This window comes from Streptomyces sp. AC512_CC834, from assembly GCF_019049325.1.
Lineage (GTDB): Bacteria > Actinomycetota > Actinomycetes > Streptomycetales > Streptomycetaceae > Streptomyces.
Genome location: NZ_JAGMUO010000012.1, coordinates 80,521 through 94,591, shown reverse-complemented (window position 1 = coordinate 94,591; position 14,071 = coordinate 80,521). Strand labels below are relative to the sequence as shown.

11 protein-coding genes are annotated in these 14,071 nt (G+C 72.9%); 7 read left to right on the top strand and 4 right to left on the bottom strand.

Translation table 11 applies throughout. The features are described 5' to 3' along the window. Positions 1-52 precede the first annotated feature (52 nt). The 4 genes from KUM40_RS03385 (at position 53) to rbsD (ending at position 4,959) form a co-directional block, all read left to right on the top strand. Entirely contained in the window at positions 53-1,615 is a 1,563-nt protein-coding gene (locus tag KUM40_RS03385) for a sugar ABC transporter ATP-binding protein (protein ID WP_217162638.1), read from the top strand. Then, positions 1,605-3,572 (top strand): substrate-binding domain-containing protein, encoded by a 1,968-nt coding sequence (locus tag KUM40_RS03380; protein WP_217162636.1) that lies wholly within the window; start codon positions 1,605-1,607, stop codon positions 3,570-3,572. The genes KUM40_RS03385 and KUM40_RS03380 overlap by 11 nt, the downstream gene beginning before the upstream one ends. Before the next feature lie 80 nt (positions 3,573-3,652). Next, the gene (locus tag KUM40_RS03375) at positions 3,653-4,573 is read left to right on the top strand and encodes a ribokinase (RefSeq protein ID WP_217162634.1); all 921 of its coding nucleotides are present in this window, start codon (positions 3,653-3,655) and stop codon (positions 4,571-4,573) included. Next, positions 4,570-4,959 (top strand): D-ribose pyranase, encoded by a 390-nt coding sequence (gene rbsD, locus KUM40_RS03370; RefSeq protein WP_217162632.1) that lies wholly within the window; start codon positions 4,570-4,572, stop codon positions 4,957-4,959. The genes KUM40_RS03375 and rbsD overlap by 4 nt, the downstream gene beginning before the upstream one ends. A 163-nt stretch (positions 4,960-5,122) precedes the next feature. Here rbsD and KUM40_RS03365 read toward each other — a convergent pair whose 3' ends face one another. The 3 genes from KUM40_RS03365 to KUM40_RS03355 are packed head-to-tail and all read right to left on the bottom strand — an operon-like array spanning position 5,123 to position 8,345. Further along, positions 5,123-5,974 carry a sugar phosphate isomerase/epimerase gene (locus tag KUM40_RS03365; RefSeq protein WP_217162644.1) on the bottom strand — a complete coding sequence of 284 codons (852 nt, stop codon included), beginning with the start codon at positions 5,972-5,974 and terminating at the stop codon, positions 5,123-5,125. Positions 5,975-6,021: 47 nt separating this feature from the next. After that, positions 6,022-7,197 (bottom strand): dihydrodipicolinate synthase family protein, encoded by a 1,176-nt coding sequence (locus KUM40_RS03360; protein WP_217162630.1) that lies wholly within the window; start codon positions 7,195-7,197, stop codon positions 6,022-6,024. Next, positions 7,194-8,345 carry a Gfo/Idh/MocA family protein gene (locus KUM40_RS03355; RefSeq protein ID WP_217162629.1) on the bottom strand — a complete coding sequence of 384 codons (1,152 nt, stop codon included), beginning with the start codon at positions 8,343-8,345 and terminating at the stop codon, positions 7,194-7,196. Before KUM40_RS03355 ends, KUM40_RS03360 begins: the two co-directional genes overlap by 4 nt. 216 nt (positions 8,346-8,561) lie before the next feature. Here KUM40_RS03355 and KUM40_RS03350 point away from each other — a divergent pair, with 216 nt between their 5' ends. Further along, positions 8,562-9,608, top strand: coding sequence for a LacI family DNA-binding transcriptional regulator (locus KUM40_RS03350; RefSeq protein WP_217162627.1), 1,047 nt, complete (start codon positions 8,562-8,564; stop codon positions 9,606-9,608). Between the two features lie 262 nt (positions 9,609-9,870). Next, positions 9,871-10,671 (top strand): sugar phosphate isomerase/epimerase, encoded by an 801-nt coding sequence (locus tag KUM40_RS03345; RefSeq protein ID WP_217162620.1) that lies wholly within the window; start codon positions 9,871-9,873, stop codon positions 10,669-10,671. Here KUM40_RS03345 and KUM40_RS03340 read toward each other — a convergent pair. Further along, positions 10,655-11,302, bottom strand: a complete 648-nt coding sequence (locus KUM40_RS03340; protein ID WP_217162618.1) for a GNAT family N-acetyltransferase — start codon at positions 11,300-11,302, stop codon at positions 10,655-10,657. The two genes, KUM40_RS03345 and KUM40_RS03340, sit on opposite strands and share 17 nt — an antisense overlap. Positions 11,303-11,874: 572 nt before the next feature. Between KUM40_RS03340 and KUM40_RS03335 the strand changes: the two genes are divergently transcribed. Beyond that, positions 11,875-13,722 (top strand): glycoside hydrolase family 3 protein, encoded by a 1,848-nt coding sequence (locus KUM40_RS03335; RefSeq protein ID WP_217162615.1) that lies wholly within the window; start codon positions 11,875-11,877, stop codon positions 13,720-13,722. The last annotated feature ends 349 nt before the right edge of the window (positions 13,723-14,071 follow it).

The window sequence follows — 14,071 nt, the reverse complement described above, 5'->3', positions numbered from 1 at the left end:
ACCCCGACCAGGCCCCGTCCCCATCCCCGTCCCCCGTACAAAGGAGTACGCCGTGAGCAGCCGCAGTCCGGACGAGTTGCTGCGCATCGAGGGCATCCGCAAGACCTTCCCCGGCGTGGTCGCGCTCGACAGCGTCGACTTCGACCTGCGCCGGGGCGAGGTGCACGTGCTCCTCGGTGAGAACGGCGCGGGCAAGAGCACCCTCATCAAGATGCTCTCCGGCGCCTACACGCCCGACACCGGGCGGATCCTGGCCGGTGGCGAGGAGGTGCGCATCCACGGTGCGCAGGACTCCGAGCGCCTCGGGATCGCCACCATCTACCAGGAGTTCAACCTCGTCCCCGATCTGACGGTCGCCGAGAACATCTTCCTGGGCCGCCAGCCGCGCCGCCTCGGCATGATCGACCGGAAGCGGATGGACGCCGACGCCGAGGTGCTGCTGAAGCGGGTGGGGGTCAATGTGTCTCCCCGCGCGCGGGTGCGTGAACTCGGCATCGCCCGGCTGCAGATGATCGAGATCGCCAAGGCGCTCAGCCTCGACGCGCGCGTGCTGATCATGGACGAGCCGACCGCCGTGCTCACCTCCGACGAGGTCGAGAAGCTGTTCGCCATCGTGCGGCGGCTGCGCGAGGACGGCGTCGGGATCGTGTTCATCACGCATCACCTGGAGGAGATCGCCGCCCTCGGGGACCGGGTCACCGTGATCCGGGACGGGCGCAGTGTCGGGCAGGTGCCCGCCGGCACGCCCGAGGACGAACTGGTACGGCTCATGGTCGGCCGTTCCATCGAGCAGCAGTACCCGCGCGAGCGCACCGACGCCGGTGAGCCCCTGCTCAAGGTGGAGGGGCTCACCCGGGACGGTGTCTTCCACGACGTCGGTTTCGAGGTGCGGGCCGGTGAGGTCGTCGGCATCGCGGGGCTGGTCGGGGCCGGGCGGACGGAGGTGGTCCGGGCGGTGTTCGGGGCCGACCCGTACGACGCGGGGACCGTGCACGTCGCGGGCACCGCGCTCCGGCGCCACGACGTGAACGCCGCCATGGCCGCCGGGATCGGGCTCGTGCCCGAGGACCGCAAGGGGCAGGGGCTGGTGCTCGACGCCTCCGTCGAGGACAACCTCGGTCTCGTCACCCTCCGGTCCAGCGCCCGCGGCGGGCTCGTCGACCTCAAGGGGCAGCACGCGGCGGCCGAGCGGATCGCCGGGCAGCTCGGGGTGCGGATGGCCGGGCTCGGGCAGCACGCGCGGACGCTGTCCGGCGGCAACCAGCAGAAGGTCGTCATCGGCAAGTGGCTGCTGGCGAACACCAAGGTGCTGATCCTCGACGAGCCGACGCGCGGCATCGACGTCGGCGCCAAGGTCGAGATCTACCAGCTCATCAACGAACTGACGGCCGCCGGTGCCGCCGTACTCATGATCTCGAGCGATCTGCCCGAGGTGCTCGGCATGAGCGACCGGGTGGTCGTGATGGCGCAGGGGCGCGTCGCGGGTGAACTCCCCGCCGAACAGGCCACCCAGGACGCCGTGATGGCCCTCGCCGTCAGCACTCACACCAACGGCACAGACGCCACAGACGGAACAGACGGAACAGACGGAACGGAGGCCTCCCGTGGCCACTGACACGCTCAAGAGCAAGCCGGGCGCGCAGGGCGGCGCCATGGGCGGGCTGCGCCGCCTGCTGCTCGACAACGGCGCGCTCACCGCGCTGATCGTCCTCGTCATCGCCATGTCGGCGCTGTCCGGGGACTTCCTGACCGCCGACAACCTCCTCAACGTCGGTGTCCAGGCCGCCGTCACCGCGATCCTCGCCTTCGGCGTCACCTTCGTCATCGTCTCGGCGGGCATCGACCTGTCGGTCGGCTCGGTCGCCGCGCTGTCGGCCACCGTGCTGGCGTGGAGCGCCACCGAGGCCGGGATACCGGTCGCGCTTGCGGTTTTGCTGTCCATCGCGACCGGCATCGCGTGCGGCCTGGTCAACGGCTTCCTCATCTCGTACGGGAAGCTGCCGCCGTTCATCGCGACGCTCGCCATGCTGTCGGTGGGCCGCGGTCTGTCGCTGGTCGTCTCGCAGGGCTCGCCGATCGACTTCCCCGACTCGGTCTCGCACCTCGGTGACACGCTCGGCGGGTGGCTGCCCGTGCCGGTCCTCGTGATGATCGTGATGGGGCTGATCACCGCCTTCGTACTCGGGCGGACCTACATCGGCCGGTCCATGTACGCCATCGGCGGCAACGAGGAGGCCGCGCGGCTGTCCGGGCTGCGGGTGAAGCGGCAGAAGCTCGCCATCTACGCCTTCTCCGGTCTGTTCGCCGCCGCCGCGGGCATCGTGCTCGCCTCCCGGCTCTCCTCCGCGCAGCCGCAGGCCGCGCAGGGCTACGAGCTGGACGCCATCGCCGCCGTCGTCATCGGCGGTGCCTCGCTGGCGGGCGGCACGGGCAAGGCGTCCGGCACGCTCGTCGGAGCGCTGATACTGGCGGTGCTGCGCAACGGCCTCAACCTGCTGTCCGTCTCCGCGTTCTGGCAGCAGGTCGTCATCGGTGTCGTCATCGCGCTGGCGGTGCTCTTCGACACGCTGCGGCGCAAGGCGGGCGCGGTCACGCCGGCGGCCGGGGCCGGTGGGAGCGGGGGCGGGAGCGGCAAGGGCAAGCAGGCACTCACGTACGTGATCGCGGCCGTTGTCGCGGTGGCCGTCGTCGGCGCGACCTCGCTGCTGCACAACGACTCCTCGGACGGCAAGAACCAGAAGATCGGGCTGTCGCTGTCGACCCTCAACAACCCGTTCTTCGTGCAGATCAAGGACGGAGCGCAGGAGGAGGCGAAGAAGCTGGGCGTGGACCTGACCGTCACGGACGCCCAGAACGACGCCTCCCAGCAGGCCAACCAGCTACAGAACTTCGTCAGCGGGAGCCTGTCCTCGATCATCGTCAACCCGGTGGACTCCGACGCGGCGGGCCCCTCGGTGCTCCTGGCGAACAAGGACGACATCCCCGTCATCGCCGTGGACCGCGGCGTCAACAAGGCGGACACGTCCGCGCTGGTCGCCTCCGACAACGTCGAGGGCGGTCAACTGGGCGCCAAGGCGCTCGCCGAGAAGCTCGGCGGCAGGGGCACCATCGTCATCCTCCAGGGCCAGGCCGGCACCTCCGCCAGCCGGGAGCGCGGGGCGGGCTTCGCGGCCGGGCTGAAGGAGTACCCGGGCATCAAGGTCGTCGCCAAGCAGCCCGCGGACTTCGACCGCACCAAGGGCCTGGACGTGATGACGAACCTGCTCCAGGCGCACCCCGACATCGACGGCGTCTTCGCGGAGAACGACGAGATGGCACTCGGCGCGATCAAGGCGCTGGGCTCCAAGGCCGGCAAGTCGGTCCAGGTCGTCGGCTTCGACGGCACCCCGGACGGGCTGGAGGCGGTCCAGGAGGGCACGTTGTACGCGTCCGTGGCGCAGCAGCCGAAGGAACTGGGCAGGATCGCAGTACAGAACGCGGTGCGGGCTGCCGAGGACAAGAAGGTGGAGAAGACGGTGAAGGTGCCGGTGAAGGTGGTCACAAAGGAGAACGTGGCCGGCTTCGAGGGCTGAGACCGGCCCTTCGAGGGCTGAGACCGGCCATCGGGACCCGGCGGAAGCCAGCGGGAATCACTCGAATCGGAGAACGATTGATGTACGACTACGACCTGCTGGTCGTCGGGTCGGCCAACGCCGACCTGGTGATCGGTGTCGAGCGGCGGCCGGCGGCGGGCGAGACGGTGCTCGGCTCCGACCTGGCCGTCCACCCGGGCGGCAAGGGCGGCAACCAGGCCGTCGCCGCCGCCCGGCTCGGTGCCCGTACGGCCCTGCTGGCCCGGGTCGGCGACGACGACTACGGCCGGCTGCTGCTGGACTCGCAGCGGGCGGCCGGCGTCGACACGGTCGGTGTGCTGGTGGGCGGGGCCCCGACCGGTGTCGCGCTGATCACCGTCGACCCGTCCGGGGACAACAGCATCGTGGTCTCGCCGGGCGCCAACGGCCGGCTGGCACCGGGGGACGTGCGTGCCGCGGCCAGCCTCTTCCACGCCTCCCGGGTGGTCTCCGCGCAGTTGGAGATCCCGCTGGAGACGGTCGTGGAGGTGGTCCGCTCGCTCGCGCCGGACAGCCGCTTCGTGCTGAACCCGTCACCGCCGCGCCCCCTGCCGCAGGAGGTGCTGGCCGCCTGCGACCCGCTGATCGTCAACGAGCACGAGGCGAAGGTGATCCTCGGGGACTCGCTGGTCGGCGAGCGCCCCGAGGACTGGGCCCGCGTCCTGCTGGCCAAGGGCCCGCGCTCGGTGGTCGTGACCCTGGGCGCCGAGGGCGCGCTGGTCGCGTCGGCGGCCCAGGGCGTGGTCCGGGTGCCGTCCGTGAAGGTGGCGGCCGTGGACACGACGGGCGCGGGCGACGCCTTCACCGCGGCGCTGGCCTGGCGCCTCGGCACCGGCGAGTCGCTCGCCCAAGCGGCGGCCTACGCGGCCCGGGTGGGCGCGGCGGCGGTCACGAAGGCGGGCGCGCAGGAGTCGTACCCGACGGCGGCGGAGGCCGAGGCACTGGAGGCCGGGGCGCTGTGAAGAAGGCAGGCATACTCAACCGCCATCTCGCGGGGGCCCTCGCCGAGCTGGGGCACGGGGACGGCGTCCTGGTGTGCGACGCGGGGATGCCCGTCCCCGACGGGCCGCGCGTCGTCGACCTGGCCTTCCGGGCCGGGGTGCCGGGCTTCGCGGAGGTGCTGGACGGCCTGCTGGCCGAGCTGGTCGTCGAGGGCGCGACGGCGGCGACGGAGGTCCGCGCCGCCAACGCGGACGCCACCGCGCTGCTCGACCGGCACTTCCCCGCGCTCGAACTCGTCCCGCACGAGCGGCTGAAGGAGCTGTCGGCGGGCGCGCGCCTGATCGTCCGCACCGGGGAGGCCCGGCCGTACGCGAACGTACTGCTGCGGTGCGGGGTCTTCTTCTGACAGCCCCGGACATAATTCGAGAGGGCCCGGTCCGTCGACCGGGCCCTCTCGGGTTTCCCCTCCCCTTCAGAACCCCGTGAATTCCCCCCCGGGTACCCCCACGGGAGCTCTGATGCCAAGTACGACCCGCCGTCCCGCGAAAGGGTTGCACGGGTCGCCGGGATTATTTTTCGGGCCCCGCGCCGACCGCGCCGCCCGCGCCGCCCACGTCTCCCGCGTCCCCCGCGTGCGCGGCGAACCGTGCCGCCGTCTCGGCCAGCACCTCACGCCCGTCGCGCGCCCACAGCCCCTCGTTGAACAGCTCGACCTCGATGGCGCCGGTGTACCCGGCCGCCTCCACGTATCCCCTCCACTCCCGCATGTCGATCGCGCCGTCGCCGATCTGGCCGCGGCCGTTGAGGACGCCCTCGGGCAGGGGGGTGGTCCAGTCGGCGAGCTGGAAGGTGTGGATGCGGCCGCACGCGCCCGCGCGGGCGATCTGGCCGGGGGCCCGGTCGTCCCACCAGATGTGGTACGTGTCGACGGTGACGCCGACCTGGTGGGCCGGGAAACGTTCCGCGAGGTCCAGGGCCTGGGTGAGGGTGGAGACCACACAGCGGTCGGAGGCGTACATGGGGTGCAGCGGCTCGATGGCGAGGCGTACGCCGTGCTGTTCGGCGTAGGGGCCCAGCTCGGCCAGCGCGTCGGCGATGCGTTCGCGGGCGGCGCGCAGGTCCTTGTCGCCGGGCGGGAGGCCGCCGGAGACCAGGACGAGGGTGTCGGTGCCGAGGGTGGCGGCCTCGTCGACGGCTCGGCGGTTGTCGGCCAGGGCGTTCGCACGCTCGTCCGGATCGACGGCCGTGAGGAAGCCGCCGCGGCAGAGGGTGGTGACGTTCAGGCCGGCGTCGCGGACCAGTTTGGCGGCCGCCTCGACGCCGTAGGCCTGGACGGGTTCGCGCCACAGGCCGAGGTTGCCGATGCCGAGTTCGCGGCATGCGGTGGTCAGTTCGGGCAGGGAGAGCTGCTTGACCGTCATCTGGTTGATGCTGAAGCGGCTCAGGTCGGGCTTGGTGTCGTCGTCGCTCACTGGTCCACTCCGTACAGGCTCAGCAGGTTCCGCATGCGCTCCTCGGCGAGCTTCGGGTCCGGGAACAGGCCCAGGCCGTCGGCGAGTTCGTAGGCGCGGGCGAGGTGCGGCAGGGAGCGGGCCGACTGGAGGCCGCCGACCATCGTGAAGTGGCTCTGGTGGCCGGACAGCCAGGCGAGGAAGACCACGCCCGTCTTGTAGTAGCGGGTGGGAGCCCGGAAGAGGTGGCGGGAGAGTTCGACGGTGGGGTCGAGGAGGGCGCGGAAGCCGTCCGTGTTGCCCGTGTCCAGGACGCGGACCGCCTCGGCGGCCAGTGGGCCCAGCGGGTCGAAGATGCCCAGCAGGGCGTGGCTGAAGCCGTGGTCGTCGCCCGCGATCAGCTCGGGGTAGTTGAAGTCGTCGCCGGTGTAGCAGCGCACGCCCTGCGGCAGGCGGCGGCGCAGGTCGATCTCGCGCTGGGCGTCCAGGAGGGAGACCTTGATGCCGTCGACCTTGTCGGGGTGGGCGGCGATGACCTCCAGGAAGGTGTCCGTCGCCGCGTCGAGGTCGGACGAGCCCCAGTAGCCCTCCAGGGCCGGGTCGAACATCGGGCCCAGCCAGTGCAGGATCACCGGTTCGGCGGCCTGGCGCAGGAGGTGGCCGTAGACCTCCAGGTAGTCCTCCGGGCCCTTCGCGGTCGCGGCGAGGGCGCGGGAGGCCATCAGGATGGCCTGGGCGCCGGACTCCTCCACGACGGCCAGTTGTTCCTCGTACGCCGTCCGGACCTCGGCGGTGGTGGTGGCGGTGGCGGTACCGGCGGCGGTGGCGGTGAGCTGGTCCGTGCCGACGCCGCACGCGATGCGGCCGCCGGTCGCCCTCGCCTCGGCTGCGGAACGGCGGATCAGCTCGGCCGCCCCGGCCCAGTCCAGGCCCATGCCGCGCTGGGCGGTGTCCATCGCCTCGGCGACGCCGAGTCCGTGGGACCACAGGTGGCGGCGGAAGGCGAGGGTGGCGTCCCAGTCGACGGCGGCGGGCCCGTCGGGGGTGGTGTCCGCGTACGGGTCGGCGACGACGTGCGCGGCCGAGAAGACCGTACGAGAGGTGAAAGCGCTTCCCCCGGAGAAGGCCAGAGGCTCGGTGCGCGGTTCGTGGGCGCGCAGGTTGCCGTGCGCGTCGGGGAGGTGGAGGGTCACAGGGCGATCTCCGGTACGTCGAAGCGGCGGCCCTCGGCGGAGGACTTCAGGCCCAGTTCGGCGAGCTGGACGCCGCGGGCGCCGGCCAGCAGGTCCCAGTGGTAGGGGGCGTCGGCGTAGACGTGGCGCAGGAACAGCTCCCACTGGGCCTTGAAGCCGTTGTCGAAGTCGCCATTGTCGGGGACCTCCTGCCACTGGTCGCGGAAGGCCTCGGTGGCGGGGATGTCCGGGTTCCAGACCGGCTTGGGGGTGGCGGAGCGGTGCTGGACGCGGCAGCCCCGCAGTCCGGCGACCGCGGAGCCCTCGGTGCCGTCGACCTGGAACTCGACCAGTTCGTCGCGGTTGACGCGGACGGCCCAGGAGGAGTTGATCTGCGCGATCGTGCCGCCGTCGAGTTCGAAGACGCCGTAGGCGGCGTCGTCGGCGGTGGCGTCGTAGGGCTTGCCGTTCTCGTCCCAGCGCTCGGGGATGTGGGTGGCGGTGAGGGCCTGGACGGACTTCACGCGGCCGAACAGCTCGTGCAGGACGTACTCCCAGTGCGGGAACATGTCGACGACGATGCCGCCGCCGTCCTCGGTGCGGTAGTTCCAGGAGGGGCGCTGGGCCTCCTGCCAGTCGCCCTCGAAGACCCAGTAGCCGAACTCGCCGCGCACGGACAGGATCCGGCCGAAGAAGCCGCCGTCGATGAGGCGCTTGAGCTTGCGCAGGCCGGGCAGGAAGAGCTTGTCCTGGACGACGCCGTGCTTGATGCCCTTCGCCCCGGCGAGGCGGGCGAGTTCCAGGGCGCCGTCCAGGCCGGTGGCCGTCGGCTTCTCGGTGTAGACGTGCTTGCCCGCGGCGATCGCCTTCTTGATCGACTCCTCGCGGGCGGAGGTCACCTGGGCGTCGAAGTAGATGTCGATGCCGTCGTCGGCGAGGACCGCGTCCAGGTCCGTGGAGATGGCGTCGAGCCCGTGCCGGTCGGCCAGCGCCCGCAGCGCGTGCTCGCGGCGGCCCACCAGGACCGGCTCCGGCCACAGCACGGTGCCGTCGCCGAGGTCGAGGCCGCCCTGTTCGCGCAGCGCCAGGATGGAGCGGACCAGGTGCTGGCGGTAGCCCATGCGCCCGGTCACGCCGTTCATGGCGATACGCACCGTCTTGCGTGTCACGTCATTCCCTTCGTACGAGCCATGCCGCAAGCTACGGATCGAGCCATACAGCAAGCGCTTTCTATGTATAACGAAGCTAGCCTGTGAACAGTGGTCTGGACAAGACCGCAGCCGGGGTGAGTTGTTCGAGGGGGCGAACGACGGCGAGGCGTGGCCGTAAGGTCACCCGGGAACGGCGTTCGGCACAGACACACGCGCGATGCGGAGGACGAGGACATGACGGTGACACTGGCGGACGTGGCGGCCCGCGCCCAGGTCTCCCCCGCGACGGTGTCGCGCGTGCTGAACGGGAACTATCCCGTGGCCGCCTCCACCCGGGAGCGGGTGCTCAAGGCGGTCGACGAGCTGGACTACGTCCTCAACGGCCCCGCGAGCGCGCTGGCCGCGGCGACGTCCGACCTGGTGGGCATCCTGGTCAACGACATCGCCGACCCCTTCTTCGGCATCATGGCCGGCGCCGTCCAGTCCGAGATCGGGGGCCCCGGCGGCAGAGCGGGCGGCGAGAGACTCGCCGTGGTCTGCAACACCGGCGGCACCCCGGAACGCGAGCTGACCTACCTCACGCTGCTGCAACGCCAGCGGGCGGCGGCCGTCGTGCTGACCGGTGGCGCGATGGAGGACGCGGTCCACCAGGCTGCCGTGGCGGCGAAGCTGCGCAAGCTCACGGAGGCCGGGACGCGGGTGGTGCTGTGCGGGCGGCCGCCGGCGCCGGACACCGGGGCGATCGCGCTGACCTTCGACAACCGCGGGGGCGGCCGGGAACTGACCGAGCATCTCATCGGCCTCGGGCACCGGCGGCTCGGCTACATCGCGGGTCCGGAGGAACGGACCACGACCCGGCACCGGCTGGAGGGCCACCGCACCGCGCTCGCCGCGCACGGCATCGAGGAGGATCCCCGCTGGACGGTCCACGGCCGCTACGACCGGCAGGCCGGTTACGAGGCGACGCTGGAGCTGCTGCGCCGGGACCCGACGCTGACCGCGGTCGTCGCCGCGAACGACTCCGTCGCGCTGGGCGCGTGCGCGGCGCTGCGCGACTCGGGGCTGCGGATCCCTGACGACGTGTCCGTGGCCGGCTTCGACGACCTGCCGTTCAGCATCGACGCGGTGCCCGCGCTGACGACGGTCCGGCTGCCGCTGGCGGAGGCGGGGGCGCGGGCGGGGCGGGTCGCGATGGGGCGGGAGGAGGCACCGGTGGGCGGGATCGCCACGGTGCGGGGGGAGTTGATGGTGCGGGGGTCCTCCGGACGGCCGCGGGTTTGATACCGGCCGTTGGTTTCGCGGTGGCCCGCGTTGGGGTGGGCGCTGCTGGGGGCTGCCGCCCCCAGACCCCCGCTTCGGCCTGGACGGCCTCGTCCTCAAGCGCCGGACGGGCTGGGATTGCCGGCCTGCGTCGTGATGTGACCGGGCACCGGGCTGAGAGTGCCCCGCCTGCGTCGTGATGTGACGGGCCGGGGTTGCTCCCCCGCGACACCGAAGCGACGGGCAGGAGTGCGGGGCGTGGTGGCGGGTACGCTCCGGGGTCATGAAGCTGGCGTTCTCCACCCTCGGTGTTCCCGGCCTGCCCCTGACCGATGTGCTGGGGCTCGCGACCGCGTACGGCTACCACGGGGTGGAGTTGCGCGCCCATCCGGAGGAACCGGTGCACCCGGGCCTGACGCCCGGCGAACGGGCTGCGGTGGCGGCCGAGTTCAAGGCGGCGGGTGTCGAGCCGCTGGGCCTGGCGGGGTACGCGCGGGTCGCCGCGCCCGGTGACGACGACGCCGTGATCGCCGAGGTGCGCGACCTGCTCGATCTCGCCCGTGACCTGGGCGCCCCGTACGTCCGGGTCTTCCCCGGCGGCGGCACCGAGCAGAGCGCCGAGGAGGCCGACGCGGTGGCCGCCCGGCGACTGGGGACGGCCGCCGAGTACGCCGCCGAGCTCGGCGTACGCATCCTGCTGGAGACCCACGACTCGCACCGCACCGGCGCCGACGCGATGCGCGTCCTCGGGCTGGTCGGGCACCTTCAGGTCGGCGCCCTGTGGGACGTGATGCACACCTGGCTGGGCGGCGAGCAGCCCTCCGACTCGTACGCGGCGCTCTCCCCGCACCTGGGCTACGTCCAGGTCAAGGACATCGCCTCCGCCGACGACACCACTCCACTGCCGCTGGGCGCCGGCGTCCTGCCGCTCACCGAGGTGGTGGACGTGCTCTCCCGGCACGGCTGGGACGGCTGGCTGTGCTGGGAGTACGAGAAGCGGTGGTACGAGTCGGCCGCCCCGTTGCCCGGGCTGCTGGCGGGCGGCCGGGAGCACCTCGCGCGGCTCCTCACGGACGCGGCGTGAGCCCGGACGAAACCGCCGCCGAGCCCACCCGGCGCTCCAGCCCCTCCCGGCAGCCCGGCCACTCCGCCGCCGTGATGGAGTAGATCGCGGAGTCGCGCAGCCGGCCCTCCTCGCCCGGCGCCGAGGAGCGGGACCAGTTGCGCAGGACGCCCTCGAAGCGGGCGCCGGTCTTCTCGATCGCGGCGCGGGAACGGGCGTTGCGGGCGTCGGTCTTCAGGTCGACCCGGGACACCTGCCAGACCTCGAAGGCGTGGCGGAACAGGAGCAGCTTGGCCTCGGCGTTCACGCCCGTGCCCTGCGTGGAGCGGGCGAGCCAGGTGAAGCCGACCTCGACGGCGTCGAGCGCGTCGTCCGTGAGCCAGGAGCGGGGTTCCCAGTAGGAGGTGGCGCCGACCGCCCGGCCGGTGGCGCGGGACACCTGCGCGTAGGGCGCCAGCCGTCCCGTGGCCGCCCGGGCCAACTGGGCGTCGATGTACGCGCCGACCTCGTCGGCCCCCGGCACCCACGTGTACGCGTAGGTGCCGCGGTCCTCCGCCGCCGCCTGCGCCAGATCGGCCGCGTGCCGGTGGCCCAGCGGCTCCAGTCGTACCAGCGTGCCTTCTAGGACCGGGGCGTTCAGGGTGAATGTCATCGGACGGATTCTTCAGTGGGGGCCGCGGGCCGTCCAGCGAATTCCTGGCGGCCGGTCGCGGCCGACAACCGTCCGTCCCGCCCGCCCGACTCCGCGCGCCTCACTCACCCCGCCCTGGCCACACCCACGTACCGCGGCGGCGCCCCCGTCCCGGCCACACCCACGCACCGCGCCGACACCCCGCCCCGGCCGACGCCCACCCGCGCCGGGATCACGTATCCCACCCGCTCCCACCCGCCCCGCCTGCCCCGCCCGCACCGACTTGGGGAACCGCGCCCGGCCGGGAACCGACCCCCCGTCGCGGTCGTCCAATGCGTGCGTCGCCGGGCGAGTCTTCGCGGTGCGGTGTCGGCCTCGCTGCCGGCTGCGATCGCCGACCCACCTCTCCGCCGTACCGCGGCCGGCCCGCACGCCGTCGTCGGCGCGACCCCTCCCTGCGCCGGCGGCGGCCCCTCCCGCTCGCCCGGCGTGGCTTCGGGTGACTCGTGTGCGCTCCCTTGACTGGCAGAAACTTCCCGGATATTGGTGACTCCTTGGCAGTTTCCTTCACCAGCTCTCCGGAAGGAGCGCACGTGCACCACAGCAGCACGGCCGGCACGGGAAGCACCGCACAGCCCTCCAGACGTACCGTCCTCACCGCCACCGCGGTCGTCACCGCGGCCCTGGCGGCCGGGGGCGGCACGGCGTACGCCGACGCCCGCGGGCCCGGCGACGACAAGCTCCGCACCCTCATCTCCCGCATGACGCTGGAGGAGAAGGTCGGTCAGCTCTTCGTCATGCGGGTCTACGGCCACTCGGCCACCGACCCCGACCAGGCCGACATCGACGCCAACCTCGAGGAGATCGGCGTCCGCACGGCGGCCGAGCTGGTCACCAAGTACCGCGTCGGCGGCATCATCTACTTCACCTGGGCGCACAACACCCGCGACCCGCACCAGATCGCCGACCTGTCCAACGGCATCCAGAAGGCGTCCCTGGAGCTGCCCCGCGGCCTGCCCGTGCTGATCTCCACCGACCAGGAGCACGGCATCGTGGCCCGCGTGGGCGAGCCCGCCACCCTCTTCCCGGGCGCGATGGCCGTCGGGGCGGGCGGGTCGCGCTCCGACGCCCGCACGCTCGGCCGGATCGCGGGCGCCGAGCTGCACGCGATGGGCATCCGCCAGGACTACTCCCCCGTGGCCGACGTGAACGTCAACCCGGCCAACCCCGTGATCGGCGTACGGTCCTTCGGCGCCGATCCGGCCGCCGTGGCTGAACTCGTGGCCGCCGAGGTGACGGGATATCAGCGGTCCGGCGTCGCCGCGTGCGCCAAGCACTTCCCCGGGCACGGCGACACCGCCACCGACAGCCACACCGGGTTCCCGGTGATCACGCACAGCCGCGAGCAGTGGGAGGAGCTGGACGCGCCGCCCTTCCGCGCGGCGATCGAGGCCGGGATCGACGCGATCATGACCGCCCATCTGATGGTCCCCGCGCTCGACGACTCCGGCGACCCGGCCACCCTCTCCCCCGCCATCCTCACCGGCATCCTGCGCGAGGAACTGGGCTACGACGGGGTCGTGGTCACCGACTCGCTCGGCATGCAGGGCGTGCGGACCAAGTACGGCGACGCACGGGTGCCGGTGCTGGCGCTGAAGGCTGGTGTCGACCAACTGCTCAATCCGCCGGACCTGCCGCTCGCCTGGAACGCGGTCCTGACGGCCGTACGGGAGGGCGAGCTCACCGAGGCTCGGCTCGACGAATCGATCCTGCGCGTGCTGCGGCTGAAGGCGAAGCTGGGGCTGTTCCGGGACGCCTGCACCAGCCGCCGGGACGTCGACCGCACGGTCGGCACCCGGGGTCATCTGGCCGCGGCCGACCGGATCGCCGAACGGACCACCACGCTGCTGGTCAACGAGGAGCGGCTGCTGCCGCTGTCACGCAGGAGGCATCGCCACGTGCTCGTCGTGGGCGCGGACCCGGCCTCGCCCTCGGGCACGACCGGGCCGCCCACCGGTGTTCTCGCGGGCGAGCTGAACGAGCTGGGCTTCAGGGCCACCTCCCTGTCCACCGGCACCGCGCCCTCCGCCGCCGTCGTCGACCAGGCGGTCGCGGCGGCCGGGGAAGCCGACGCGGTGGTCGTCGCCACGTACAACGTGACCGCGGGCAGCAGCCAGCGCACGCTCGTCGCGCGGCTGCTGGAGACCGGGAAGCCGGTCGTCGCGGTCGCCGTCCGCAACCCGTACGACGTGGCCCAGCTCCCCGGTGTCCCCGCCTTCCTCGCCGCCTACTCCTGGACCGACGTCGAGGTGCGGGCGGCGGCCCGGGTGATCGCCGGGCGGGCACGGCCCCGCGGGAAGCTGCCCGTGCCGGTGGTGCGCGCGGACGATCCGGACACGGTGCTCTTCCCACTCGGACACGGGCTGTCGTACCGGTCGTAGCCGGGCGCGGCCGGTCCTGGCCGGGCGCCGCCGATCGCGGCCCGTCCTGACCCGTCCTGGCCGCGCGCCACCAATCCCAGCCGGGCGCGGCCAGACCTAGCCGGGCCCGGCCGGGCGTGACCAGGCGTCGCCGGTCCTGGCCGGACGCCGCCGATCCCAGCCGGGCGCCGCCGGGCCTGGCCGGGCGCCGCCGGGCCTGGCCGGGCGCCGCCGGGCCTGGCCGGGCCCGGCCAGGCGTCACCGATCCCAGCCGAGCGTCACCGGTCCTGGCCCGTCCTGACCCGTCCTGGCCGGGCGTCACCGGTCCCAGCCAGTCCGTGGCCGGGCATGGCCGGGCGTAGCCGACCTG